Source organism: Pseudoalteromonas sp. H103 (assembly GCF_001469205.1).
In the GTDB taxonomy this organism is placed as follows: Bacteria; Pseudomonadota; Gammaproteobacteria; order Enterobacterales; family Alteromonadaceae; genus Pseudoalteromonas; species Pseudoalteromonas carrageenovora.
Genome location: NZ_LOFG01000008.1, coordinates 34800 through 60820, shown reverse-complemented (window position 1 = coordinate 60820; position 26021 = coordinate 34800). Strand labels below are relative to the sequence as shown.

Below are 26021 nucleotides of genomic sequence, written 5' to 3'. Positions count from 1 at the left end.
GTAACGTCACAGCTAGCAGGTATTAACTACTAACCTTTCCTCCTGACTGAAAGTGCTTTACAACCCGAAGGCCTTCTTCACACACGCGGCATGGCTGCATCAGGCTTGCGCCCATTGTGCAATATTCCCCACTGCTGCCTCCCGTAGGAGTCTGGACCGTGTCTCAGTTCCAGTGTGGCTGATCATCCTCTCAAACCAGCTAGGGATCGTTGCCTTGGTGAGCCATTACCTCACCAACTAGCTAATCCCACTTGGGCCAATCTAAAGGCGAGAGCCGAAGCCCCCTTTGGTCCGTAGACATTATGCGGTATTAGCAGTCGTTTCCAACTGTTGTCCCCCACCTCAAGGCATGTTCCCAAGCATTACTCACCCGTCCGCCGCTCGTCAGCAAAGTAGCAAGCTACTTTCTGTTACCGCTCGACTTGCATGTGTTAGGCCTGCCGCCAGCGTTCAATCTGAGCCATGATCAAACTCTTCAATTAAAAAGTTTTATGTCTTTCGACAGCTCAATGAATTCTGAATTTATTTAATATCTTTCGATATTGAATTGACTGTGCTGAATAACTACCTAAGTAATTATTCTGTTGGTCACTCAGTTTCAATTGAGACTCTAATTTGTTTGCCTCGCTACCTAAGTAGGTTGGCTGTTAGAACTCAATCTGTACGAGTGCCCACACAGATGATTGCTTTATATTGTTAAAGAACGTTTTGAGTCGCTTTAGCGCCTCAAGGGATGCGAATAATACACCCTTTATTTTTCGAGTCAACACTTTGTTTTAAACTTTCTTTTTAGAAGATTCAAAACCGAAGTTTTATTTAACTCTCTGAGCCGCTGCTGCCTTGCTATGCATCGGCGTTTCCCGTCTCAGTGGGGTCGCATTATAGGGAGATTCGAGCGGGGGTCAATGTTTTATTTCAGCTTTTTGACAAATAAATGAATTTAGTATGAAACGCATACAAACAAAGGGCTTCGGAGTGATTTTAGATTAAAAAACGCGCACATTATGTCGCTATTTTACAGCTATTATTTGCGCGTTAGAAAAAGCAGTACACTTAGTAATCGCTATACTGCTTTGTTGGTTTTAATTTGCTGCAATTTGCCATACAGCTATAGAACCTGAGATCTCATTACCTATTATAAGGAGTGGTTTGTTAGTGGCACTTTGCTCAGCCGGTACAAACACCATTCCTTCGGGTGCAAGGTCACCGGTTATATCTGCCCCTTCTATTACACCTCGGTTATAAAAGTAATCTTCAAATTGTACATCGTAAGGATTAGTAATATCGTAAACTATAATCCCACCCATACGCTCAAGACCTATAAAAGCAAAGGTGCGTTCGCCGATAATACCTATTGTTAGCGCTTCTGGTTCTGCGCCTTTATCGTCTGAGCGTGTGTCACCTTCGTTTTCATCTTCATTATTATTAAAGGCTTCGCCATGTACAGATGCAGTTATACGACCTATGTCGTCGCCTGAGTCAAACACCACCAGCCCATTGCTGTCCCAAATGGTAAACGACCGTGCACCATAGGCATAAAGCGATTCGTACTGGCCATCGTTATTAGCATCACCTTTTACTGTACTTACTTTTAAACGACCAATATCGTTATCGTCGTTATTTAAGTAATCAAAATTAGCAGCAAGGGTTAAATCTTCAACACGGCTTTCATCTATATATGCGAGGCAACCATCATCTTCATCGTAATCTAGACCACCTTTTGCTATGCAGTCTGCCTCGTCTGTTGTATCAAAGAAATATTCACGTGCATCACCTTCATTTGCCGACACTATAAAGTTTGCGCCTTTCCAGCTAAAACTTGAGATAGTATCTGGCTGAAACATTCCGTATAAGCCTGGGTATGATTTAAAATTAACACCGCCGTCTTTATCTGATGCATCTATTTGTAAATTTGACCAATCTTTAAAGCCTAGCGATTTTAGCTCTACGCTATTATCTTCTAGGTTAATAATAGCGAGACCGTTATTTTCTTGAATTGATACGTAGGCATATTTGTTATCTTTAGAAATGCTGACGTACTCAGGCTCTAAGTCCATAGCTACTGTCGTATTTATTACATTTCCGTTAATAGTGCGCCCAGTAGGGTTAGCAAACACAAATCCATCAGACTCAAGTTCAGCTTGCTGACTATTGTAAGTAGTAAAGTCAATATTAGTTGCCGTATCGGCTACTACACCCTCTACTATATTAATTATGCTTACAGAGCCTTCTGGGTCGATACTGTAATCGCCATTAGGTTCACCTTCATTGGCTACAACTACTTTTGTACCGTCGTGGTTAAAAGTCACCATGTCTGGTAAAAAGCCCGCAGGTACATTTTTTATGAATGCCGGTGCATCGCCGCTTATATCGTAAAATGCAATTTGACCCGCTTCGCCCACATTTTTAGCAGCCATAGCCACAGCTAGCATTTGGTCGTTTTCATCTATTGCTATGCTGTTGGCATCGCCTGGGGTGTTGTCGTTTAAGGTAAGGGTAATGGTTGATGTTAGGTTAGTTGCACTCACTATCCCTTCGTTATCTTGAACAAGGGCCGCCGTATCAAAGGTATCGGCCGGTATAATATTAACAACGGCTTCATCACCAGAGCTGTTAATGGCGTATATCCACTTTTTAGATGCTTGATAAGCGACTATTTCGGCTGCACCCTCGGGGCTTTGGGCATTAAGTACAGCGCGGCCTACTAAACTTATATTTAACGCAGAGTTTGCATTAGTGCCGTTAGTACCATTTTGACCCGCTGTACCTTGTTCTCCTTGGATACCTTGCGTGCCGTCTTGGCCGTCATCTCCATCTAGTGAGCAACCTGTTAATATTGATATAAGTGAAAGTGCTATAAGTGACCTTTTTAACATTGTTATTTTCCTTAGTGTGGTATTGAACAAAATAACAACACACAGGTATGACAAAGCTATGGCACTTTTAATAAAGCTTTTTTAACTTAAAAAACGAGTTTAAATGCTAAGGGGCACACAAGAATAAGGCTTACTGTATAACCTAATAATTTATAAGGGTTGGAATAGCTATTTTGAGTTTTAACACCTATTAAAGGCCTTAAAATATCAATACGTGTCACTATTAATGTAATAACCGCGCAAATACACCATGTACCAATAACAACCAAGAGTGGTTCAATAAAAGAACCTACCTCTAAAGGCTGCAAAACAAAACATAGGATTATGAGTACACTTTGATGCAATAAATAAAAAGGGAACACCCAGCTATTAAATGTTTTTAAGTAATTAGTTTTAAAGTTTAAAAAATGCTGTGCGAGTGCAAGCATGGTAAGCACTCCCAGTACTCTTTGAATGTTGTAAAGAGTAGTAAAAACATAGCTAGGTAAATCAAACACGTTTTGATAAGCCATTACTATGTATATACACATCAGGGCAAAGCTTACATATAGCTGGCAAAAATAGTGTTTTAAGCTCGCCCAAAAATAAGCGTACTTTGCTAACAGGTACCCTATCAATAAAAATATAAAGCCGTTAGTTTCACGAATTACATCTCCTTTTAAATAGTTATTAGTAAGCAGCATTGCTATGACTAATAAGCTTGCTAGTGAGGGTAGGCTTATTTTAAGCAACTTGAGCAAAGGCTGAAAAATAGGAAGCTTCACGAATAGTGAAAATAAAAAAATGATAAGCATAAACTGCCAAAGAGAACGTAAGTACCATAAATGATTTACATCTACGTGCGGCCATACTCCAGATTGGTGACTAGCAAACATTTCATTATTAATATCTAAAAACGCGGAGTAAAACTGCCAATACGATATGTCTATAACGCTTTGTTGCGACATTTCTGCATACAGCTGAAAGGGAACTATTAACCATAAGCCCACCAGCAAAGGTAGTAATATAAAAATAGAGCGATTTAAAATAAAAAAGAAGTTTGATTTAACGCCACTTACCTTATCAAGCATAAAGCGAAGTGCTACCCCAGATATAAACCATATAAGTAGCATTCTCCAAGGAGCAAACATCAACATAAAATACTCTACGTATTGAGATGTATAAGTACTTTTAAAGTGAAAACCCCAATTTTCGCTGTACAACATACCTATGTGATAAAAAATAAGTACAGCAAACGCAATTACTCTTAGCCAATCAAGAAAGTAATGACGATTATTTAAATGAGTTGTGAGGTGTAATTGTTTATTCATGCTTAAGCCAATGTATGCGTATTGGTACTAGTAAGGCTTAAACAACTCGCAAAAACTATTCATAAGTGCTTATATTACAAGCAATAGTGATAAAAGGTGGTATTTAGGGATAAACCCACCACATAAATATAAGCACATATTATGAACCTACAACACTTTCAGCGTTTTCAAACCCTATATGCCTCTGCATTACTTTGCGCATATATTTTGATAAACAATACAATAAACGCTACAACCCAAATAATGGAGGCAAAAAGAGCAGGAGATTTACCATTTTTAATTTGGGAGCCATTTGTATGGGAGTATTCAAGCGCGCTAGGATCATTGCTAATGTTTCCGGCTTTAATTTGGTTTTTGAAAAACACACCTTTTAATTGGCAAAAAGTACCTGCTTCATTGGCTATGTATTTTGGCGCTTCGATCATATTTAGCATGTTACATATTGCTATTATGGTTGGTAGCCGCAAGCTTGTATATTTAGCTTATGGCCGCTCATATGATTTTGGACTGAGTTGGTTTGAATTAATATACGAATACCAAAAGGATGCTATTAGCTTTGTATTTTTTATTACGCTAATAAAAGTATATCAATATGTTGTTCAGCAGTTATTAGGGGAGGCATCTTCTATAGAAGAAAGTGAGCAACAAGCAACACCCACTCTAAACCGTTTGCTCATAAAAAAGCGTGGCAAAGAATTTATTGTAAAAATAGACGATGTTGACTGGCTTGAATCATCAGGTAACTATGTAAACTTGTATATTGGCACGTCTATTTACCCTTTAAGAACGACCCTTACAGCACTAAGTGAGCAACTAGAAGATAAAGGCTTTTGCAGAATACACCGCAGCCATGGCGTAAACCTTGATAGAATAGAGTCTATTACACCGCTACCTAGTGGTGATAGTGAAATAAAACTAACTACAGGTGAAGTACTTAACCTATCTAGACGCTACAAAGAGCAATTTAAGCTAAAGCTGAAATAAAAAAGGCTACCTAAGTAGCCTTTCATTATTATTTTTTAACTGGTCGTTTCCAGCCGGTTAAATTACGCTGTTTAGAACGTGCTATTGCAAGCTGCTCATCTTCAACGGTATTGGTGATCACAGAGCCTGCTCCTATTGTCGCTGTTGCACCAATATTTACAGGAGCAACAAGTGATGAATTTGAACCAATAAAGGCGTTATCACCAATAATGGTTTTTGCTTTATTAACACCATCGTAGTTACAGGTAATAGTACCCGCGCCTATATTCACTTTTTCACCAATTTCAGCGTCGCCTAAGTAACTTAAGTGGTTTGCTTTAGAACCCTTACCTAGTCGGGTTTTTTTCATCTCTACAAAGTTACCAATGTGCGAGTCTTCTTCCATAACCGCACCAGGGCGAAGGCGAGCATATGGCCCAAGCGTACATTTAGCTGCTACGCTTGCATCTTCAATTAGAGTATTCGCTTTTATTACAACGTTATCGCCTATGGTACAGTTTTTAAGTACACAGTTAGGGCCTATTTGTACGTTATTGCCAAGAGTTACATTACCCTCAAAGATAACGTTGATATCAATTAATACGTCTTCGCCTGTTTTAACATTGCCACGTACATCTATACGGGCAGGGTCGGCGAGGGTAGCACCATTTAACATTAACTCTTCTGCCTGCCACGCTTGATAAGCTCGTTCAAGGCCTGCAAGTTGAACGCGGTTGTTTGCGCCTTCAACTTCCATTGCATGATCTGGCTGCGCTGATGTGATTTCTACACCTTCACTGTGCGCCATAGCAACAATATCTGTAAGGTAGTATTCACCCTGCGCATTATTGTTAGATAAGTTGCCTAACCATGTTTTTAAAAGTTTGCCGTTAACCGCCATAATGCCGGTGTTTACTTCGCTGATAAGTAGCTGCTCAGCGCTTGCATCTTTTTGCTCAATAATACCTACAAGTTTGCCATCTTCTCGTAGCATACGGCCATAGCCATTTGGGTTAGCCAAGGTCACTGTGAGTACTGCTAAACCATTTTCAGGGGTTGCAGCTAATAAGCGCTCAAGCGTTGATTGTTTTGTAAGGGGTACATCGCCGTATAAAACAAGTACAGCGTCGTCATCATTAATGTGTGGATTAGCTTGAGCTACTGCGTGGCCAGTACCAAGTTGCTCTGCTTGCAGTACCCAGTTTACGTCGTTATCGGCAAGTTGTTGTTGTAATAGTTCGCCGCCGTGCCCGTAAACTAAATTAGTGGTGGTTGCACCAAGTGCCTTTGCATTATCTATAACGTGCTGCACCATAGGTTTACCTGCCACTTTATGCAGAACTTTAGGTAGAGCAGAGCGCATACGAGTACCTTTACCCGCAGCAAGAATTACTGTTGTTAGAGCCATTAAAACAATTTCCTTTTTCCGTTGTTTTATTGAGTAGTTAATGAAAATAAGCTAACTAGATTACGCATGTCACTCCATGTATACATACTCAGCCATATTATAAAAAATAATGACTGAATCTATGATAAACAAACTGTTCATAATAATTACACTTATTGTAACCAGCTTTGCTAGCCGATATAAGTGTAAAGCCAAATTACAGGCACAAAAAAGCCCACATAAAGTGGGCTTTTAAAACCGGATAGGCTTACTTTTTACGTAATTGCTGAATTACGCGAAGTTGTGCAATAGCTTCCGCTAGTTGCATAGCTGCTTTTTGATAATCAAATTCAGCAGCTGACGCATTAGCCATTTGGCTTTCTGCGTCACGTTTAGCTTGCTCTGCAGCTTGCTCGTCAAGGTCTTCACCACGAACAGCTGTATCAGCAAGTACGGTTACTATGTTCGGTTGAACTTCTAGTGTACCGCCAGCAATATAGATGAGTTCTTCTTCACCAAATTGCTTAACTAAACGTACCATACCAGGTTTAAGGGCAGTTAGTAGTGGGGCGTGGCCGGCATTAACACCAAGCTCACCTTCACTACCAGATACTTGAATCGATTCAACTAGACCAGAGAACAAGCTCTGCTCTGCGCTTACTACGTCAAGATGTACAGTCATAGCTGCCATACTACCCTCCTAATTACATGCTTTTAGCTTTTTCTTGAGCTTCTTCGATAGAGCCAACCATGTAGAACGCTTGCTCTGGAAGGTCATCAAATTCACCGCTTAAAATGCCTTTAAAGCCAGCAATTGTATCTTTTAGTGATACGTATTTACCAGACGCGCCTGTAAACACCTCTGCCACGAAGAATGGCTGAGATAGGAAACGTTGGATTTTACGTGCACGAGATACAAGTTGCTTATCTTCGTCAGAAAGCTCGTCCATACCTAGGATTGCAATGATGTCTTTAAGTTCTTTATAACGCTGAAGAACTGTTTGAACGCCACGTGCTGTATCGTAGTGCTCTTGACCAATTACTAATGGGTCAAGTTGACGTGAAGATGAATCAAGTGGATCTACCGCTGGGTAAATACCAAGTGATGCGATATCACGTGAAAGTACTACTGTTGCATCTAAGTGAGCAAAGGTAGTTGCTGGAGATGGATCCGTTAAATCATCCGCAGGTACGTATACCGCTTGGATTGATGTAATTGAACCCGTCTTAGTTGAAGCGATACGCTCTTGAAGCACACCCATTTCTTCAGCTAGTGTAGGCTGGTAACCTACCGCTGATGGCATACGACCAAGTAGTGCAGATACTTCTGTACCAGCAAGTGTGTAACGGTAGATGTTATCTACGAAGAAAAGTACATCGCGACCTTCGTCACGGAACTTTTCAGCCATAGTAAGACCTGTTAACGCTACGCGTAAACGGTTACCTGGAGGCTCGTTCATCTGACCGTATACAAGCGATACTTTATCAAGTACGTTTGAATCGTTCATCTCATGGTAGAAATCGTTACCCTCACGAGTACGCTCACCAACACCTGCGAATACTGAGTAGCCGCTGTGCTCGATTGCGATGTTACGGATAAGTTCCATCATGTTTACGGTTTTACCAACACCGGCACCACCGAATAAACCAACTTTACCACCTTTAGCAAATGGACATACAAGGTCGATTACCTTGATACCAGTTTCTAAAAGCTCAACTGAACTTGATTGCTCTTCGTATGAAGGCGCTGCACGGTGAATAGACATACGGTCTTCTTCGCCGATTGGGCCAGCTTCATCGATTGGCTCACCAAGTACGTTCATGATACGACCAAGAGTTGCTTTACCAACTGGAACTTGAATCGCTTCACCTGTGTTTGATACTGAAGCACCACGACGTAAACCGTCTGTAGTACCTAGTGCGATAGTACGTACCACACCGCCACCTAGCTGCTGTTGAACTTCTAAAGTCAAACCAGCTAAATCGCCATCTGTTACTTTTAGCGCGTCATATACGGCTGGCACGTTGTCTTGAGAAAACTCAATATCCACAACGGCACCGATAATTTGGACGACCTTACCTAAACTCATGTCTATTCCTCTCGTTAATCTTTGCCTGAAGCATTAAACTGCGGCTGAACCAGAAACAATCTCACTAATTTCTTGTGTGATTGCCGCTTGGCGGGCCTTGTTATAAACAAGCTGTAACTCATCCATAAGGTCGCCGGCATTATCTGTTGCAGCTTTCATTGCAACCATACGGGCAGCCTGTTCAGAGGCAGCGTTCTCAACCACACCTTGGTATACCTGAGACTCTACGAAACGTACTAACAAAGACTCTAAAATAGCCTCTGGGTTTGGTTCGTATAAGTAGTCCCATGTGTGGGCAGATACTTCTTTTTCAGCTTTTGGCAAAGGGAGTAACTGATCTATTGTTGGCTCTTGCTTCATGGTATTAACGAAGTTGTTATATACCAGGAATAAACGGTCAATTTTACCTTCAGAGAATGCATCAAGCATTATTTTTACAGGACCAATAACGTCTTGTACTGAAGGTTTATCTCCTAGGCCTGCTTTTTTAGCAAGCACTTGACCACCAAAGCGTTGAAAGAAACCAGCAGCTTTGCTGCCTAAAGTTGCAAACTCTGCGTCTACACCTTTTTCTTTCCATGCTTTAATATCTAATGCAACTTTTTTAAACTCGTTTGAGTTTAAGCCGCCACATAGACCACGGTCAGTAGAGATAACAATATAACCAACTCGCTTTACTTCACGTTCTTCTAAGAACGGGTGAGTAAAATCAAGATTTGCTTGAGCAACACGACCAATCACTTTGCGTAATTTGTCAGCGTATGGACGGCTAGAAGCCACTCGTTCTTGCGCTTTTTTCATTTTAGACGCAGCAACCATTTCCATTGCGCTAGTGATCTTTTGAGTATTTTTAATACTCCCGATCTTGCTTTTAATCTCTTTTCCGCTGGCCATGACTCTCTCTCCGAATCAAGGTGTGCTTTAGTAAACTAAAGCGCACCATTAATAACTAAATTACCAAGTTTGCGTAGACTTGAACTTCTCTAGAAGTTCTTTAAGTTTCGCTTCGATCTCGGCGTTGTAGTTACCAGTTTCATTGATTTGAGCCACAAGCTCTGCGTATGTGCTACTTGCATAAGAAAGTAAAGCTGCTTCGAAATCCATAATTTTAGGAATTTCGATATCTTTAAGATAGCCTTTCTCAGCTGCAAATAACGACAAAGACATATCAGCAACAGACATTGGTGCGTACTGTTTCTGCTTCATTAGCTCTGTTACACGCTCACCATGCTCAAGTTGAGCACGTGTAGCATCATCAAGGTCAGACGCGAACTGCGAGAACGCAGCTAATTCACGGTACTGAGCTAGGGCTAGACGGATACCGCCACCTAGTTTCTTAACGATTTTAGTTTGTGCAGCACCACCAACACGCGATACCGAGATACCAGCATTTACTGCCGGACGGATACCTGAGTTGAATAAGTCAGTTTCTAAGAAGATCTGACCATCGGTGATAGAGATAACGTTTGTCGGTACGAACGCAGAAACGTCGCCGCCTTGAGTTTCAATGATTGGCAATGCCGTCAATGAACCAGTTTGTCCTTTCACTTCACCATTGGTGAACTTTTCAACGTAATCTGCGTTTACACGCGATGCACGCTCTAAAAGACGAGAGTGAAGGTAGAATACGTCACCTGGGTATGCTTCACGACCTGGTGGACGCTTAAGTAGTAATGAGATTTGACGGTAAGCAACTGCTTGCTTAGATAAATCATCATATACGATTAATGCGTTTTCACCACGGTCACGGAAGTATTCACCCATAGTACAGCCCGAGAACGGTGCTAAGTACTGAAGTGCCGCAGACTCAGAAGCAGATGCTACAACTACGATAGTATTTGCAAGTGCACCGTGCTCTTCTAATTTACGTACTACGTTCGCAATAGTAGATGCTTTTTGGCCAACCGCTACGTACACACACTTAACGCCTGTGTTCTTTTGATTGATGATTGCATCGATTGCTAGTGCAGTTTTACCTGTTTGGCGGTCACCGATTACAAGCTCACGCTGACCACGACCAACTGGGATCATAGCATCAATAGATTTGTAACCAGTTTGTACTGGTTCATCTACAGATTGACGCTCGATTACACCTGGTGCAATTTTTTCTACAGGTTCAAAACCGTCGTTATCTAAAGCGCCTTTACCGTCGATAGGAGCACCTAGCGTGTTTACAACACGGCCAAGTAAACCAGCACCAACAGGAACTTCTAAGATACGACCAGTTGTGTATACTTTTACGCCTTCAGTAAGGTCAGCGTAAGGACCCATTACTACTGCACCAATTGAGTCGCGCTCAAGGTTTAGTGCGATAGCATAACGGTTGCCTGGAAGCTCAATCATTTCACCTTGCATACAGTCAGCAAGACCGTGGATGCGGATGATACCGTCAGTAACAGATACAATTGTACCTTCGTTACGAGCTTCACTTACAACTTCGAACTGCTCAATACGTTGTTTGATCAGATCTGAAATTTCAGTGGAATTAAGTTGCATGCTCTTTTTCCCAATTACGATTGTAGTGTTGTGGCTAAGCGGTTTAATTTACCGCGTACTGAGCCGTCGATTACAGTGTCACCCGCCTTAATAATAAGGCCGCCAACAACTGCAGCGTCTTCACTACAATTCAGCTTAACTTTGCGTGCGAAACGTTTTTCAAGAGTCGCTACCAATGACTCTTGCTGCGAAGCAGCAAGAGGGGTTGCCGAAATCACATCTACGTCGATTTCTTTGTCATACTCTGCTTTAAAAGCAGCGAATAACTGAGCAACCTCAGGCAGTGCAATCAAACGTCCATTTTCAGCCATCACCTTCACTAGGTTCTGACCTTGTTCGTTGAGCTGCTCTGCACATAAGTTAATAAATAACTCAGCTTGTGCAGTAGCAGTAGGCAATCCAGCTAAAATGGCTGATGCTTGCTCATTGCTGGCAACTTCGCCTGCAAAGAACAACATGTCATTCCAGCTTTCAATTGTGCCTTTTTCAACGGCAAGCTCAAAAGCCGCTTTAGCGTATGGGCGAGCGATAGTAGTCAATTCAGACATGCTCATACCCTCCTAATTACAGCTCAGCGACAAGTTTTTCAACGATGTCACTATGTGCGGCTTGATTGATTTCACGCTCTAAAATTCTCTCTGCGCCAACCACAGCCAGTGTTGCTACTTGCTTACGTAGCTCTTCTGTCACGCGGTTACGCTCTGATTCAATTTCAGAGTGCCCTTGAGCAATAATTTTTTCACGTTCTTCTTGTCCACGAACAGTTTCTTCGTCAACAATTAGCACGGCACGCTTTTTAGCTTGTTCAATGATATCTGCCGCTTGAGCTTTTGCATCTTTAAGCTGTTCTGCAGCTTTTTGTTGCGCAAGTTCTAAGTCTTTTTCGGCTCTATCAGAGGCAGCTAAACCATCTTCAATTTTCTTCTGGCGAGCTTCAATTGCATCATTCAATGGTGGCCATACATATTTCATACAAAATAGTACAAACACCGTAAACGCAATTAATTCACCGATAAGAGTGGCTGTTATATTCACGACCGCTCCTCCTTAAAATAGTAAGCTGTTCAAAAAATTAAATTAAAGTACGAACAGGATTACCATTGCGATACCAACACCGATCATTGCTACCGCATCGATTAGACCAGCTAGGATGAACATCTTAACTTGTAATGAAGGTGCAAGCTCAGGCTGACGCGCACATGCTTCTAGGAATTTACCACCCATGTTACCGAAGCCGATTGCAGTACCGATTGCACCGAAGCCGATTAGTAAAGCAACTGCGATGTACTTAAGACCTAATACTAGTTCCATTTTTTTCTCCAAAGTTTCAATTGTTAAAGTTAAATATAAAAAGTGTATAAATTAGTGATTATCTGAACTTGCCATGCTTAGGTAAACAATGGTTAGCATCATAAATACGAATGCTTGTAACACGATTACTAAGATATGGAATACAGCCCAAACAAAGTGCAACGGAAGTTGCATTAAACCAACTGCGCCGATAAGTATGAAAATCAATTCACCAGCGTATAAGTTACCGAATAAACGCAGTGCTAACGAGAAAGGCTTAGACACTAAAGCGATTGTTTCTAGTAATAAATTACAAGGAATTAAGAAAATCATAGCTACTTTGCTATTAGAGCTAAATGGGTGAAGTGTAAGCTCTTTAATAAAGCCGCCAACCCCTTTAATTTTAATAGAGTAGCCAATCATCAGAATAAACACACCAATAGCTAAAGCTGCGGTTAAGTTTATGTCTGTGGTTGGTACAATTTTCATGTATACGTCGTGCGAATCCATGCCGAAGGCTTGTTCACCAACAAGACCAGCAAGTGCAGGCAAGAAGTCAACAGGGATTAAATCCATTAGGTTCATTAAGAACACCCAAACAAAGATTGTTAAGGCTAATGGAGCAATTAATTTGCTTTTACCGTGGTAAGTGTCACGTACGTTGTCGCCAACGAACTCAACAATCATTTCAATAAAACATTGAAATTTACCAGGCACACCTATGTGTGCTTTTTTTGCGGCACTACGGAAAGTCCATAAAAATAATAGACCTAGTCCGATTGACCATGCGAGGGTATCTATATTCCATGTCCAGAAACCACTGTCTGCACACGCTTTGTTGAAGGCAAGACCAGAGTCGGTCATACACATCTTAGCGTTTGTTAAGTGATGCTGGATATGGCTTGATATAGTAACTTCTTCTGCAGCCATGTTATATCCCAAAAGTTAATGTTTAAAAAAAACGGGTGCGAACAATCCTGTAAACAACACAAATACATAAACACAAAAAAACGGCATTAATATTACCGTGGTTGACTTGAGTATCAGTGCGAACAATACGATTGTTAGCATAAATTTTAATCCGTTACCGCGTTTTAACGAGGTATACGCTTGATTTGCTTGGCTTGCACCCATAAATCTGAATGCATAAAGCGCAAATACTAGGTGAGGGAGTATTGCAACGGCGCTTCCAGCTAATGCTGATAAGCTGGCACTTACTCCCCAACCAATAAAAATAATAACTGCAGCTACTAAAGCCACGATACCCTGTAGACAAATTAATTTAAATGCGGCAAGCCTGTAAGGTCTTGCTAACTTATTAGTCACGTTTAGTTAACCTTTATGGCGTTCTAATTGTTAGGGTGTGAAAACTGGCGAAATTATACTTAATCCTGCCAGTTTTGCAACTTGAGTAGACGCTTTGTAACACAAAATAGCTACAAATGTCTCTTATTGGACATGTAGAAAACTAATGCTGGGTATTGTCTTGGTTGATGCGGTTTAAAATACCGTCGAGCTCATCTAAATTAGTGTAAGAAATGACCAACTTGCCTTTGCCTTTTTTGTTGTAATTTATTTCAACTTTGGCACCTAGGTTTTCAGCAAGCTGTTGTTCTAACTGCTTCACGTCAGGGTCTTTCTCTACTACTTCTTTTGCTGGCGCAGGCTCTAAAATAGAACGTACCAGTTTTTCAGTTTCACGAACCGTGAGTGCTTTTGCAACAGCTAAACGCGCGGCATCTGATTGTGATTCACCTTCTAGGGCTAATAAACAACGTGCGTGGCCCATTTCAATGTCGCCATGTTCTAACAGAATTTTTACATCGCTATTTAAATTATTTAAACGTAGTAAATTAGTTACGGTTGTACGCGATTTACCAACAGCATCAGCTACCTGCTGATGTGTTAGTTCAAATTCATTAAGTAGGCGGTTTAGTGCAACAGCTTCTTCCATTGCGTTTAAATCTTCGCGCTGAATGTTTTCAATAAGCGCAATAGCAACAGCCGCTTCATCTGGCACATCTTTGATAATACAAGGTACACTTTCAAGCTTTGCAATTTGCGCTGCTCGCCAACGACGTTCACCGGCAATTATTTCATAACTATTTTGTGCAACTGGCCGCACAACAATTGGCTGAATAATGCCTTGTGAGCGAATAGAGCTGGCTAATTCTTCAAGTGCCTCTTCAGACATGTCTTTACGAGGTTGATATTTACCCGAGTGTAAAAACTCGATAGGCAATTTTTGTAGTTCGCTGTTATTAACTTCTACTGCTTTTTGTACAGTTTCAGTAACAGGTGTAGTGTCTTGATCCTTGCTTACGCTGGGTGCAGGTTTTGACGAACTTAAAAGTGCATCGAGTCCTCGGCCTAAACCTCGTTTTTTAGCAGACATGTTATTTTTTTACCTCAAAGTTAGGCGACAACGGACGCTGTTTTTTCTTTTCTGCGTAACATTTCACCCGCAAGTGCTAAATATGCTTTAGCGCCACTTGATGCTCGGTCATAGTACATAGCTGGTGCACCAAAACTTGGCGCTTCTGCTAATCGAACGTTACGTGGAATTACAGTGCGGTATACTTTATCACCAAAATGTTGTTTTAATTGTTCTGATACGTCATTAGCTAAACGATTACGCGGATCGTACATAGTCCGAAGTATGCCTTCTATTTTTAAGTTAGGGTTAACCAACTTGGCAAGTTGCGTAATGGTATCCATTAATGCAGTTAAACCTTCTAAAGCATAATACTCACACTGCATTGGAACTAAAATAGAGTCAGCAGCGGCCATAGCGTTAACGGTTAACATATTTAAAGAGGGCGGGCAGTCGATAAAAATAAATTCGTACTGGTCCTGAATTTTTTCAAGTGCATTACGAAGGCGAACTTCGCGTGCAAATAATTCCATTAATTTAACTTCTGCAGCGGTTACATCACCGTTTGCAGCAATCATATGGTATTCGCCAGAGGTTTCTTTAATTATTACCTCTTCAATGGGCTTATCTTCTATGAGTAAATCGTAGATAGTAGGTACGTCGCCGTACTTATCTACGCCACTTCCCATTGTCGCATTGCCTTGCGGGTCGAGATCAATTAACAGCACTTTACGTTTCGTTGCAGCCATAGATGCAGCGAGATTAACGGCGGTTGTAGTTTTACCCACTCCACCTTTTTGATTTGCTAATGCGATGACTTTTGCCACAGTGTCTCTGATCCCTAGTCTTTAGAAAGAATAATTAAATGTCGTTGTGCATCTAACTTTGGTACTTCCAATGCAATTTTTTGCTCAAACTTAACACCTTTAGGTAACGACTCTAGCTCTTCACTAGGGAACACACCTTTAAGTGCTATAAATTTACCTGAATGATCAATTAAGTGCGAACACCAGTCAACCATATCTTGTAATGAAGCAAATGCACGACTGAGTACGCCATCTAATTTAACACTTGGCTGATATTCTTCAACTCTTGACTGAACAGGGGTTACGTTATCAAGGCCAAGCTCATGTTTAACATGCATTAAAAATCGAACGCGTTTACCTAGGCTATCTAGTAATACAAATTGTGTATCAGGTAATGCAATAGCTAAAACGATACCTGGTAAACCAGGGCCCGTACCAACATCAATATAATGATGACCGGGTAAATGAGGAGCAACAACTAAGCTATCCATAATATGCTTAACCATCATTTCTTCAGGTAAGCGTACAGAGGTTAAATTATAAGCTTTGTTCCATTTGTTTAATAACTCGACATATTGAACTAGCTGCTGCTGTTGTTTTTCTGTTAGCGCAATATCAGTTTGCGCTAACAATGTAGTTAATTGTTGCTGTAACACAGTGTACCTTTACCGTTACGCAGTTTTGCGTAACAAGCCTTGCTTCTTCAGATACACTAATAATAGCGAAATCGCCGCTGGGGTGATACCAGAAATACGCGAAGCTTGACCAATAGTATCAGGGCGAGCATCAGTTAGCTTAGCAACTACTTCGTTTGATAAGCCAGATACTGTTTTATAGTCGAACTCTTTTGGTAGGATTGTTTGTTCATGACGGAGCTGCTTATTGATCTCATCTTGCTGACGCGCAATGTATCCAGCATACTTAGTATGAATTTCAACCTGTTCAAGTGCGGCTTTATTTGTGTGCTCAGATCCTAGTCCATCAATAGCAACAAGATCGTTATAACGAATCTCAGGACGACGAAGAAGATCTTCTAAACTCGCTTCACGTGTTAATGGTGTTTTCAGTAAAGCATTTACTTGATCAACAACAGGGTGATCTTTATGGATCCACGTATCTTTCATACGTTGTTTCTCTTTTTCGATCACTTCCATTTTTTCGTTAAATGCCTGCCAACGTTCATCATTAACTAGCCCTAGCTCACGGCCTTTTTCTGTTAAGCGAATATCAGCATTGTCTTCACGCAATAATAAACGGTATTCAGCACGGCTAGTAAACATACGGTACGGTTCTTTTGTACCAAGCGTTGCTAAGTCGTCAATTAATACGCCAACATAAGCTTCATCTCGACGTGGTGTCCATGCATCTTTGCCTTGAACTTGCAACGCGGCATTCATACCGGCAATTAAACCTTGCGCACCAGCTTCTTCGTAACCAGTAGTACCATTTATTTGACCCGCAAAAAATAACCCGTCAATAAATTTAGTTTCTAATGACTGTTTTAAATCGCGAGGGTCGAAAAAGTCATACTCAATAGCATAACCAGGACGACAAATATGCGCATTTTCAAATCCGCCAATTGATCGCACTATTTCTAGTTGCACATCAAACGGTAAGCTTGTCGAAATACCATTAGGGTATAACTCGTTAGAAGTTAAACCTTCAGGCTCTACAAATATCTGGTGTTTATCTTTATCGGCAAAACGAACTATTTTATCTTCAATTGAAGGACAGTAGCGAGGGCCAATACCTTCAATAACACCTGAGTACATAGGTGAGCGATGTAAGTTTTTACGAATAACATCATGTGTTTTTTCGTTAGTGTAAGTGATGTAACACGGTATCTGTTGTGGGTGATCACTTTGTTTGCCCATAAATGAAAATACAGGGGTAGGCATGTCGCCAGGCTGTTCTTCCATTTTACTAAAATCAACTGTACGGGCATCAATACGTGGAGGTGTACCAGTTTTTAATCGATCAACTCTAAATGGTAGTTCACGTAATCTATTAGCTAATGCAATTGAAGGTGGATCGCCTGCGCGTCCGCCTTTAAAGTTTTCTAAGCCAATATGTATTTGACCACCTAAAAATGTACCTACTGTTAAAACAACACTCGGTGCACTAAAACGTAAACCCATTTGGGTTACAACGCCAACAACACGATTATCTTCAACGATTAGATCATCACATGATTGCTGAAATATTTTTAAGTTTTCTTGGTTTTGTAAAGTGTCTTGGATAGCCGCTTTGTATAATGCGCGATCAGCTTGTGCACGAGTTGCACGAACAGCTGGTCCTTTAGAAGAATTAAGCGTACGAAACTGGATCCCACCTTTGTCAATAGCTTGCGCCATTGCACCGCCAAGGGCGTCAATTTCTTTAACCAAATGACCTTTGCCAATGCCACCAATTGCAGGGTTACAAGACATTTGACCAAGGGTATCCATATTGTGAGTTAGCAGCAGGGTATTCATCCCCATGCGTGCAGCTGCCAATGCGGCTTCAGTGCCAGCATGTCCACCGCCTACTACGATAACGTCAAACTTTTCGTGAAAAATCATTAATGGGATCCTACTTAAACCAAACCAGTAAACTTCAAAAGGGAGCGTATTCTACCTAGAATTTAGCAGAAGATAAATGATTAAACAGTGCTCAAGATCTAAGTCACTGATCACTTATAATATAAAGGATCTTTTAAAGAGATCTTTTAATACTATTACTACTACTGATCGGGTTTTCTGTTGATAAGGTATATTTCTATATTTAAAACATGGAATTAGATCGGATCTAAAGGTGTTAATATGATCGGATCATCAGGCAAATAAGCTCTGATCAAAATAGGACTTTATACACAGGGGTATATCAAGTCGATCTTATCTAATGGATAAGCATGCTTGAAATCGCAGTTTGATCAGCGGTTATCCACAAAAGTAACTAAATTATTAGTAAATTGTGGGTAACTTTTTTTATTACTTTATTTAGATCGTGTTACTTTAATTGTGCTTTTTCTACCCAAGAATCAAGCCATTCTAGGGCTGTATCTTCAGGTAATGCTTCATCAAGAATATTTAATTCAAGCCTTGGGGCTATGCAAGTAGCGCCTAAGCTCGCCATTAAGCTATCTATATTACGTCCGGCTAAGTTATAAGTGTCATAACTTGTGTCACCCAAACCAATGACTGAATATTTTACAGTTGATAGATCACTTTGTTGATTTAACTGTTCTATAAAGGGTAAAAGGTTTTCAGGGTAATCACCTGCACCATATGTAGATGTACATATAAGCCATACTGTATTGTGTTGATCAATATCAGATAAATTTGGTTGATCGTGTATTTCAGTGCTAATCCCTTGGTTATTTAATTCATCACAAAGTTGCTCTGCAACATATTCTGCAGATCCCATTTGGCTACCAACGATTATATTTACTGAACTCATATTTTTACTGATCACACATTACTAATTTGCCCGCTATGATAGCTTAGTTAGTGTTTCAGTAAAGAGCTTGAGAGTATTTTGTATAACTATTTTCGCTAAGTTTTTAAACTGTTACTTTAGCTGTGTTTTAAGTTATTGAATTTAAATGGTTTAACATATTTACTTCAAATGTAATCTTATGATCAAGTTGTTGATAAGGTTGGGGGAACCTCTGTTTAAGTTAACTTGTTCATTGTTTGCTTAATTGCTAAGTTATTGATATTTAAATTAAGTAGATCCACCAGCCAGCATTTTGTAACTCATGTATAGCTGTTGATCACAATGTGGATAGTAATCTTGTTGATAACTTAAAAACGCGATCAAAAATAATTTTCAAAAACGATCTATTTAATGAGATCTGCTTTAAAAAGCTAAAATTAATTTTATAAACAGCTCCTTTTTTAAAGATCGTCGTCACTTTGATTCTTTAGTGAGCTAATTTTTAGTATTGTTTGCCATAAATCTGCTTATTGTGGATAACCTTTTTGAATAATTTTTTATTTTGAACAATTTATGAAGATTTATTGCTGGTGGATGGGGGATTAAAAGTTAAGTTTATTTCAAAATCGCAGTGGTGATTTTATATTTAAGTAATCGGATCGTATTAAAATATGAAAGGGGAATTGCTTTTTAGTGCATTTTAATAGCCATTTAAACTCGCTTTTTGATTACTATTTTAGCATTTTAGTTATGGCTAATAAGGCTATTTAAAGCGACAGTATTTAGTATCAATTTAGTTGAACCTACTTATGAAATATCATCATTTTGATAGCTTTTATAGTAGTAATTAGGTGATCTTATTTTGGTTCTTTTAAAACCAATTGTCTTAATTAAATGACTTATATTTAGGCATAAAAAAGGGCACTTAAGTGCCCTAAATTAGATTGTATTTGTGACTTATTTACCAATACAAAACGAGCTAAAAATTTTGCCAAGTAAGTCGTCTGAGGTAAATTCGCCGGTTATTTCATTTAAGTATTGCTGCGTTAAGCGAAGCTCTTCAGCCAATATTTCACCAGCTATGTGCATTTCTAACTGAGTTTTACCTGTGTCTAAATGGTAGGCCGCGTGCTCAAGTGCATCTAAATGACGACGACGTGCCATAAACCCGCCCTCGGTAGCTCCCTGAAAGCCTATACAGGCTTTTAAATGCTCTCGTACAAGCTCAATGCCGTCTGCATTTTTTGCGCTTAAGCTAATTACAGGGTACTGCTGTTCTTGCTCCATACCTACAACATCGCCCGATAGATCTGCTTTATTTCTTATAACCGTTACACCCATACCTTGCGGTAATTTAGCCATAAATTCAGGCCAAATAGTGTGTGGGTCGGTGTCGGTTGTGTCGGTACCATCAAGCATAAATAACACGCGGTCAGCTTGGTTTATTTCATCCCATGCGCGCTCTATGCCTATTTGCTCTACGCGGTCTGGGCTCTCACGTAAGCCTGCGGTATCAATAATATGTAGTGGCATGCCATCAATATGAATATGCTCTCGTAGTACGTCGCGAGTAGTACCTGCTATTTCGGTTACTATGGCGGCTTCGCGTCCTGCTAAGGCATTTAATAAACTTGATTTACCCGCGTTAGGGCGCCCAGCAATAACTACGCGCATACCTTCTCGCATAATGCTGCCTTGCTTAGCTTGGCTAGTTACTGTGTTTAATTGACTGATTATGGCATCTAGATCGCCTGACACTTTGCCATCGGATAAAAAGTCGATTTCTTCATCAGGGAAGTCAATTGCAGCCTCTACATACATTCGTAAGTGAATTACTTTTTCTACTAGGGTTTCTATATGTTTAGAAAATTCACCTTGTAGCGATTGTAAGGCACTTTTAGCGGCCTGTTCTGAGGTTGCATTAATTAAATCGCTTATAGCTTCTGCTTGGGTTAAATCAAGCTTATCGTTCATAAATGCGCGTTCAGAAAACTCACCTGGCTTAGCTAAGCGAACGCCTTCAATTTGGCTAATTTCTTTTAATAGCATGTCTAGTACAACAGGGCCGCCATGACCTTGTAGCTCTAATACATCTTCGCCGGTAAATGAGTTTGGGCCTGCAAAATAAATAGCAATACCTTGATCTAGCTGCTCGCCACTTAAGCTTTTAAACGGAACATAATCGGCGTATCGAACTTTAGGTATTTTACCAATTACTTTTTCAGCCACGCTTTTGGCAAGATTGCCAGAAACCCTGATTATACCTACGCCACCACGCCCTGGAGCGGTTGCTTGTGCTGCAATTGTATCTTGATTGATCATGCTATTAATTTGCCAACAATGAGTAACTTTATGGCCGTATTGTAACCTATGCATTTATTTGTAGCGAATAGCTGTGGTAAAAAATAGGCAATAAAAAAGGCGACCTAAGTCGCCTTTATATAAGTAATATACTCAAACCATCTTGATGTAGCTTGGGTATAGGCAATTAGCCTCTTACTTTTATTCCTTTCTTTTCCATGCCACGATAGATGATAAGCATCTGGACAATAGAAATAAGGTTAGACACTAACCAGTAAAGTACTAAACCAGATGGGAACCATAAGAAGAATACAGAGAAGATAACCGGCATAAAGGTCATCATTTTTTGCTGCATTGGATCGGTAACCGTCATTGGTTGTAGTTTTTGCGTCACAAACATACTTGCACCAAATAATATTGGTAATACGTAGTATGGGTCTTGTGCTGAAAGGTCAGTCAACCAAAGTACAAACTCTGCATGGCGAAGTTCTGTAGACTCTAAGAATACGTAAAATAACGCTAAGAAAATTGGCATTTGTAACAAAATAGGGAAACAGCCGCCCATAGGGTTAACTTTTTCTTTTTTGTACATTTCCATTGTAGCTTGGCCGAATTTTTGACGGTCATCACCATATTTTTCTTTAAGAGCAGCCATTTTAGGCTGTAAGGCACGCATTTTAGCCATTGAGGTGTATTGCGCTTTAGTCAGTGGGTACATTAGCGATTTAACGATAATAGTGATGGCAATAATTGCTACACCCCAGTTACCTAAAATACTGTGTAACCATTTAAGTAGTACAAATAAAGGCTGTGAAATAAACCATAACCAACCGTAATCTACAGTTAAGTCTAAGTCTGGGTGAATCGCTTCAAGAATATCAGACTCTTTAGGACCCATGTAGTAAATAGCACTTAGTGTTTGTTCGCTGCCTGCTTGTATATTTACAGGTTCTGCTTTAGAACCAATAATAGCCGCGTTACTTTTTGTAATTAAGCTATAAATAGTATGTGTTTCGTCTTGCTTAGGTACCCATGCACTTACAAAGTAATGCTGAATAAAGGCAACGTAACCACCTTGGGTATTTTTATTTAGGTTTTTGTCTGCCATATCTGAAAAACTATATTTTTCGTATGGTTCTTCATCCGTGCCGAATGCAGACCCTAAATAGTTTTGATCAACTAAGCTGCCTTTTTCTTGTACAGTGCGCTTAATTTGCGTGTATAGCTGTACTTGAACAGGGGCGCTAGTGGCATTGTTAATTTTGTATTCTAGTCCTACATCGTATTGACCTTTTTTGAATACATACGTTTTAGTAAAGCTTACGCCATTACTATCAACATAGGTAAGAGGTACGCGTAGTTCATCACCACTTAGCGTGTAGGCTTTTTGCGGTGCTTGATAAGTAGGGCGACCATTTGCTGATGCATCTGGGCCGTTTAAGCCAATTAAGCCACTTTGTGAAAAGTACTGATTGCCATCAAACTCACCTAAAAGCATAAATGGTGTTTCTTCACCTTTTACCTCTTCGTATTGGAGTAAGTCTGCTTCAACAATGTCACCGCCTTTGGTGTCAATTTTAACTTTAAATACATCAGTTGTTATTTCAATAACTGAACGTTTAGCTAAAGTGGCTGAAGCAGGTAAACCTGAATCTGATGATGACGGTATGAAGTCATCCGATTCTGGTGAATTTGCTTGTTGTGTTTGTGTTGTGGCACTTGGATCGGCTTTAGGTGCGTTGTAATCGTTATTCCATTCTTGAAATAATAAAAACGACACTAACATTAGGCCGATTAATAAAAACGTGCGTTGCGATTCCATAACAGCTCTTATTTCTCGTGTTGGTGGTTAATATGGGTTAATTTTTCAGGTACGGGGTCATCTCCGCCTGAATGTAAAGGATGGCATTTTAATATGCGTTTAAGTGCTAACCAACTCCCTTTTACAAATCCATGCAAATTAATTGCTTGAATCGCATAATGAGAGCAGCTTGGATTAAAACGACAATGCGGGCCTAGTAGTGGGCTTATCCACATTTGATAACCGCGGATAAATAACACTAAACAACGCTTTGGAATAGCAACAAGTGGTTTTAGTAACCTCATGGTGTTTATGCCCCTGCGTATATTTAGTGAATAGATACCATGTATTTAAAGGCTCAATTAGAGATTTTAAACGCATGATTAAAAGGTGAGCTAAAGATACATTAATTAACCCTGCAATTCTATTGCTATCGGGGTTGTTTATTAGATTTAGCTGATTTGTTTGGGCGTTTTTTAAATGGTGGTGGTTTAGGTGCACCAGGTTTGCAGCGTTCATTTATTTTACGCCACAGTTTAGTTAACTGTTTGGTTAACTCTTCATTAGACTGCTCATCAACACCAGATTTAACCATTAGCACAATATCGATATTATCTAAATTGTGTTTATTTAAACGAAAACTTTCGCGAGCGAGTCGTTTAATACGGTTACGTTGGCATGCCTTTTTTACACGTTTTTTAGCAACAGTAAGTCCTAACCTAGGTTTATCTTGGTCATTGGGTTTTGCTAAAAGAGTAAAGTAAGGAGTTGCAGCCCGAGCGGGTTCATTAAATATGCGAGAGTAATGCGAGGGAGTTAACAGACGTAACTCCCTGCCAAAGCTAAAGTCTTCCACTTATAAATTAAGCAGAAAGAACTTTGCGGCCTTTAGCGCGGCGACGTGCTAATACTTTACGGCCATTTACAGTTGCCATGCGAGCACGGAAGCCGTGTGCACGTTTGCGTTTTAAAACGCTAGGTTGAAAAGTTCTTTTCATAACAATCTCATCCGATCGGTTAAAGTTAAAACATCCTATACAGGTCGCGATCCTGGCATAGGTGCCATTGCGAGCGCGAGATATTATAGATTAAGTAATGTAAAGTCAATCATAATTACGTTAGCCCTATAGGGTTTATTTACTGTTTTATTGGGATCGTATAAGGGTGATCAAGTAGGATCATCATAAATAAAGAGTTTTCCACAGCCCTTGTATAAAAAGTGAATAAAAGCGGGGGAAAAGTAAATTGGATCGTAAATTTGGTTCGCGATCTTCGTGTTATTTTGTTATGATCTCTCTTCAGTCTTAAAAATAAAAGCTGTTTTAAATCAGTCTGTTAATGATTTTATACATCGATATCAACAATTTGATAAAAATCAATCTTTTACTTGTGGATAAAGTGCCTTCATAATACCCGGTCTTGGGTCGCTTATTTGGCCAACTGAACGCAATAAATGTATGATTTTTAATCATTAATGATGTGCGGGAATAAAAATTATATCTCTGGGAGTTTAACTGTGTATCTGTCGGTTTGGCAAAGTTGTTTATATGTATTGCAAGATGAGCTGCCTTCGCAGCAATTCAGTATGTGGGTAAGACCACTACAAGCAGAAAGTACCGAAGATACCTTAACTATTTATGCACCTAATCGCTTTGTACTTGATTGGGTGAGAGAAAAGTACCTAAATAGAATTAACGAATTATTAGTAGAAATTTGTGGTGTAGAAGCACCAGAGCTGCGTTTTGATGTAGGTAGTAAGCCTTTATTAAATACCCAAGCTGCACCAGCTGTTGAAACTCAATCAGCGCCAATTGCTCAGCAAACAACTACAAAACAACAGCCGCGTGAACAAAAGCCTGTTGTTGAACCTGCTCCTAAGTCAGGTTATAAATCTAATATAAAAGAAAACTATACCTTTGATAGTTTTGTTGAAGGTAAATCTAACCAATTAGCAAAAGCTGCAGCAACTCAAGTTGCTGATAATCCAGGCTCTGCTTTTAACCCTGTATTTATATATGGCGGAACAGGCTTAGGTAAAACTCACTTATTACATGCAGTAGGTAATGGCATTATGGCAAATAAGCCTGATGCTAAAATTGTTTACATGCATTCAGAGCGCTTTGTACAAGATATGGTTAAAGCACTACAAAATAATGCGATAGAAGAATTTAAGCGTTACTACCGTAGTGTTGATGCATTGATGATCGATGACATTCAATTTTTTGCTAATAAAGAGCGTTCTCAAGAAGAATTTTTTCATACCTTTAATGCGCTACTTGAAGGTAATCAGCAAATAATTTTAACCTCAGACAGATACCCAAAAGAAATTGAAGGTGTTGAAGACCGTCTTAAATCTCGTTTTGGCTGGGGTTTAACTATTGCTATTGAGCCACCAGAGCTTGAAACGCGCGTTGCTATTTTGATGAAAAAAGCCCAGCAGAGTAAAATTAATTTACCGCACGAAGTGGCCTTTTTTATTGCTAAAAAATTACGTTCAAATGTGCGCGAATTAGAAGGTGCACTTAACCGTGTAATAGCTAACGCCAATTTTACGGGTCGTCCTATTTCTATCGACTTTGTAAAAGAAGCACTGCGTGACTTATTAGCACTACAAGATAAGCTTGTAACCATAGATAACATTCAACGTACAGTAGCTGAATATTACAGAATACGTGTATCTGATCTGCTATCTAAGCGCCGTAGTCGCTCTATAGCAAGGCCTCGCCAAGTAGCAATGGCATTATCTAAAGAATTAACTAATCACAGCTTACCTGAGATTGGTGACGCATTTGGCGGACGTGACCATACCACCGTATTACATGCGTGTCGTAAGGTAAAATCACTACGTGATGAAAGCCATGAAATAAAAGAAGATTATCAAAATTTAATAAGAACATTGTCATCTTAGGG

The 26021-nt window shown here is 39.9% G+C and carries 24 protein-coding genes and 1 rRNA gene; 2 read left to right on the top strand and 23 right to left on the bottom strand.

What is annotated here, in order from left to right; genetic code table 11:
* The 3 genes from ATS74_RS06980 to ATS74_RS06970 form a co-directional block, all read right to left on the bottom strand.
* A 16S ribosomal RNA gene (locus tag ATS74_RS06980) occupies positions 1-482 on the bottom strand; the annotation flags it as partial.
* Between the two features lie 600 nt (positions 483-1082).
* The gene (locus tag ATS74_RS06975; protein WP_058548208.1) at positions 1083-2876 is read right to left on the bottom strand and encodes a choice-of-anchor I family protein; all 1794 of its coding nucleotides are present in this window, start codon (positions 2874-2876) and stop codon (positions 1083-1085) included.
* Between the two features lie 86 nt (positions 2877-2962).
* On the bottom strand, positions 2963-4186 hold the full coding sequence (locus ATS74_RS06970) for an acyltransferase family protein (RefSeq protein ID WP_082660567.1): 1224 nt from the start codon (positions 4184-4186) through the stop codon (positions 2963-2965).
* Between the two features lie 141 nt (positions 4187-4327).
* Here ATS74_RS06970 and ATS74_RS06965 point away from each other — a divergent pair, with 141 nt between their 5' ends.
* Entirely contained in the window at positions 4328-5170 is an 843-nt protein-coding gene (locus ATS74_RS06965; RefSeq protein WP_058548207.1) for a LytR/AlgR family response regulator transcription factor, read from the top strand.
* 28 nt (positions 5171-5198) lie between these two features.
* Here ATS74_RS06965 and glmU read toward each other — a convergent pair whose 3' ends face one another.
* The 20 genes from glmU to rpmH form a co-directional block, all read right to left on the bottom strand.
* On the bottom strand, positions 5199-6557 hold the full coding sequence (gene glmU, locus ATS74_RS06960) for a bifunctional UDP-N-acetylglucosamine diphosphorylase/glucosamine-1-phosphate N-acetyltransferase GlmU (RefSeq protein ID WP_058548206.1): 1359 nt from the start codon (positions 6555-6557) through the stop codon (positions 5199-5201).
* A gap of 247 nt (positions 6558-6804) precedes the next feature.
* Positions 6805-7227, bottom strand: a complete 423-nt coding sequence (locus tag ATS74_RS06955) for a F0F1 ATP synthase subunit epsilon (protein WP_058548205.1) — start codon at positions 7225-7227, stop codon at positions 6805-6807.
* A 13-nt stretch (positions 7228-7240) separates the two neighbouring features.
* On the bottom strand, positions 7241-8626 hold the full coding sequence (atpD, locus tag ATS74_RS06950) for a F0F1 ATP synthase subunit beta (protein ID WP_058548204.1): 1386 nt from the start codon (positions 8624-8626) through the stop codon (positions 7241-7243).
* A 33-nt stretch (positions 8627-8659) separates the two neighbouring features.
* Positions 8660-9520, bottom strand: coding sequence for a F0F1 ATP synthase subunit gamma (atpG, locus tag ATS74_RS06945; RefSeq protein WP_058548203.1), 861 nt, complete (start codon positions 9518-9520; stop codon positions 8660-8662).
* 60 nt (positions 9521-9580) lie between these two features.
* On the bottom strand, positions 9581-11122 hold the full coding sequence (atpA, locus tag ATS74_RS06940; RefSeq protein WP_058548202.1) for a F0F1 ATP synthase subunit alpha: 1542 nt from the start codon (positions 11120-11122) through the stop codon (positions 9581-9583).
* A 14-nt stretch (positions 11123-11136) separates the two neighbouring features.
* The gene (atpH, locus tag ATS74_RS06935; protein ID WP_058548201.1) at positions 11137-11670 is read right to left on the bottom strand and encodes a F0F1 ATP synthase subunit delta; all 534 of its coding nucleotides are present in this window, start codon (positions 11668-11670) and stop codon (positions 11137-11139) included.
* Between the two features lie 16 nt (positions 11671-11686).
* A complete protein-coding gene (atpF, locus tag ATS74_RS06930) occupies positions 11687-12157 on the bottom strand; it encodes a F0F1 ATP synthase subunit B (protein ID WP_058548200.1) in 471 nt (156 codons plus the stop codon).
* Between the two features lie 42 nt (positions 12158-12199).
* Positions 12200-12433 carry a F0F1 ATP synthase subunit C gene (gene atpE, locus ATS74_RS06925; protein WP_004588071.1) on the bottom strand — a complete coding sequence of 78 codons (234 nt, stop codon included), beginning with the start codon at positions 12431-12433 and terminating at the stop codon, positions 12200-12202.
* A 51-nt stretch (positions 12434-12484) separates the two neighbouring features.
* The gene (gene atpB / locus ATS74_RS06920) at positions 12485-13342 is read right to left on the bottom strand and encodes a F0F1 ATP synthase subunit A (protein WP_058548199.1); all 858 of its coding nucleotides are present in this window, start codon (positions 13340-13342) and stop codon (positions 12485-12487) included.
* A gap of 15 nt (positions 13343-13357) precedes the next feature.
* Positions 13358-13738 (bottom strand): ATP synthase subunit I, encoded by a 381-nt coding sequence (locus ATS74_RS06915; protein ID WP_058548198.1) that lies wholly within the window; start codon positions 13736-13738, stop codon positions 13358-13360.
* Positions 13739-13880: 142 nt separating this feature from the next.
* Positions 13881-14807 (bottom strand): ParB/RepB/Spo0J family partition protein, encoded by a 927-nt coding sequence (locus ATS74_RS06910; protein ID WP_058548197.1) that lies wholly within the window; start codon positions 14805-14807, stop codon positions 13881-13883.
* Between the two features lie 20 nt (positions 14808-14827).
* A complete protein-coding gene (locus tag ATS74_RS06905) occupies positions 14828-15613 on the bottom strand; it encodes a ParA family protein (protein WP_058548196.1) in 786 nt (261 codons plus the stop codon).
* Positions 15614-15627: 14 nt separating this feature from the next.
* On the bottom strand, positions 15628-16248 hold the full coding sequence (gene rsmG / locus ATS74_RS06900; protein WP_058548195.1) for a 16S rRNA (guanine(527)-N(7))-methyltransferase RsmG: 621 nt from the start codon (positions 16246-16248) through the stop codon (positions 15628-15630).
* A gap of 15 nt (positions 16249-16263) precedes the next feature.
* Positions 16264-18153: a tRNA uridine-5-carboxymethylaminomethyl(34) synthesis enzyme MnmG gene (gene mnmG, locus ATS74_RS06895; protein ID WP_058548194.1), complete on the bottom strand. Its 1890-nt coding sequence runs from the start codon at positions 18151-18153 to the stop codon at positions 16264-16266.
* A gap of 427 nt (positions 18154-18580) precedes the next feature.
* Positions 18581-19030, bottom strand: coding sequence for an FMN-binding protein MioC (gene mioC, locus ATS74_RS06890; RefSeq protein WP_058548193.1), 450 nt, complete (start codon positions 19028-19030; stop codon positions 18581-18583).
* Positions 19031-19966: 936 nt separating this feature from the next.
* Positions 19967-21331, bottom strand: a complete 1365-nt coding sequence (gene mnmE / locus ATS74_RS06885; RefSeq protein ID WP_058548210.1) for a tRNA uridine-5-carboxymethylaminomethyl(34) synthesis GTPase MnmE — start codon at positions 21329-21331, stop codon at positions 19967-19969.
* 166 nt (positions 21332-21497) lie between these two features.
* Positions 21498-23132, bottom strand: coding sequence for a membrane protein insertase YidC (yidC, locus tag ATS74_RS06880; RefSeq protein ID WP_058548192.1), 1635 nt, complete (start codon positions 23130-23132; stop codon positions 21498-21500).
* An 8-nt stretch (positions 23133-23140) separates the two neighbouring features.
* Positions 23141-23416 carry a membrane protein insertion efficiency factor YidD gene (yidD, locus tag ATS74_RS06875; RefSeq protein ID WP_058548191.1) on the bottom strand — a complete coding sequence of 92 codons (276 nt, stop codon included), beginning with the start codon at positions 23414-23416 and terminating at the stop codon, positions 23141-23143.
* A gap of 125 nt (positions 23417-23541) precedes the next feature.
* Positions 23542-23967 carry a ribonuclease P protein component gene (gene rnpA, locus ATS74_RS06870; protein ID WP_058548190.1) on the bottom strand — a complete coding sequence of 142 codons (426 nt, stop codon included), beginning with the start codon at positions 23965-23967 and terminating at the stop codon, positions 23542-23544.
* Positions 23968-23974: 7 nt separating this feature from the next.
* Complete coding sequence (rpmH, locus tag ATS74_RS06865; RefSeq protein WP_004335215.1) at positions 23975-24109, bottom strand: 50S ribosomal protein L34; 135 nt, start codon at positions 24107-24109, stop codon at positions 23975-23977.
* Positions 24110-24627: 518 nt separating this feature from the next.
* Between rpmH and dnaA the strand changes: the two genes are divergently transcribed.
* A complete protein-coding gene (gene dnaA / locus ATS74_RS06860) occupies positions 24628-26019 on the top strand; it encodes a chromosomal replication initiator protein DnaA (RefSeq protein ID WP_058548189.1) in 1392 nt (463 codons plus the stop codon).
* The last annotated feature ends 2 nt before the right edge of the window (positions 26020-26021 follow it).

Bases quoted from the DNA above. Each gene is read 5' to 3' on its own strand.
- ATS74_RS06965 (WP_058548207.1), top strand. From the start codon at position 4,328: ATGAACCTACAACACTTTCAGCGTTTTCAAACCCTATATGCCTCTGCA.
- ATS74_RS06975 (WP_058548208.1), bottom strand. From the start codon at position 2,876: ATGTTAAAAAGGTCACTTATAGCACTTTCACTTATATCAATATTAACA.
- atpG (WP_058548203.1), bottom strand. From the start codon at position 9,520: ATGGCCAGCGGAAAAGAGATTAAAAGCAAGATCGGGAGTATTAAAAAT.
- mnmG (WP_058548194.1), bottom strand. From the start codon at position 18,153: ATGATTTTTCACGAAAAGTTTGACGTTATCGTAGTAGGCGGTGGACAT.
- glmU (WP_058548206.1), bottom strand. From the start codon at position 6,557: ATGGCTCTAACAACAGTAATTCTTGCTGCGGGTAAAGGTACTCGTATG.
- atpH (WP_058548201.1), bottom strand. From the start codon at position 11,670: ATGTCTGAATTGACTACTATCGCTCGCCCATACGCTAAAGCGGCTTTT.
- atpE (WP_004588071.1), bottom strand. From the start codon at position 12,433: ATGGAACTAGTATTAGGTCTTAAGTACATCGCAGTTGCTTTACTAATC.
- mnmE (WP_058548210.1), bottom strand. From the start codon at position 21,331: ATGATCAATCAAGATACAATTGCAGCACAAGCAACCGCTCCAGGGCGT.
- mioC (WP_058548193.1), bottom strand. From the start codon at position 19,030: ATGAGTTCAGTAAATATAATCGTTGGTAGCCAAATGGGATCTGCAGAA.
- atpD (WP_058548204.1), bottom strand. From the start codon at position 8,626: ATGAGTTTAGGTAAGGTCGTCCAAATTATCGGTGCCGTTGTGGATATT.
- yidD (WP_058548191.1), bottom strand. From the start codon at position 23,416: ATGAGGTTACTAAAACCACTTGTTGCTATTCCAAAGCGTTGTTTAGTG.
- atpA (WP_058548202.1), bottom strand. From the start codon at position 11,122: ATGCAACTTAATTCCACTGAAATTTCAGATCTGATCAAACAACGTATT.
- yidC (WP_058548192.1), bottom strand. From the start codon at position 23,132: ATGGAATCGCAACGCACGTTTTTATTAATCGGCCTAATGTTAGTGTCG.
- ATS74_RS06910 (WP_058548197.1), bottom strand. From the start codon at position 14,807: ATGTCTGCTAAAAAACGAGGTTTAGGCCGAGGACTCGATGCACTTTTA.
- ATS74_RS06970 (WP_082660567.1), bottom strand. From the start codon at position 4,186: ATGAATAAACAATTACACCTCACAACTCATTTAAATAATCGTCATTAC.
- rpmH (WP_004335215.1), bottom strand. From the start codon at position 24,109: ATGAAAAGAACTTTTCAACCTAGCGTTTTAAAACGCAAACGTGCACAC.
- atpB (WP_058548199.1), bottom strand. From the start codon at position 13,342: ATGGCTGCAGAAGAAGTTACTATATCAAGCCATATCCAGCATCACTTA.
- ATS74_RS06955 (WP_058548205.1), bottom strand. From the start codon at position 7,227: ATGGCAGCTATGACTGTACATCTTGACGTAGTAAGCGCAGAGCAGAGC.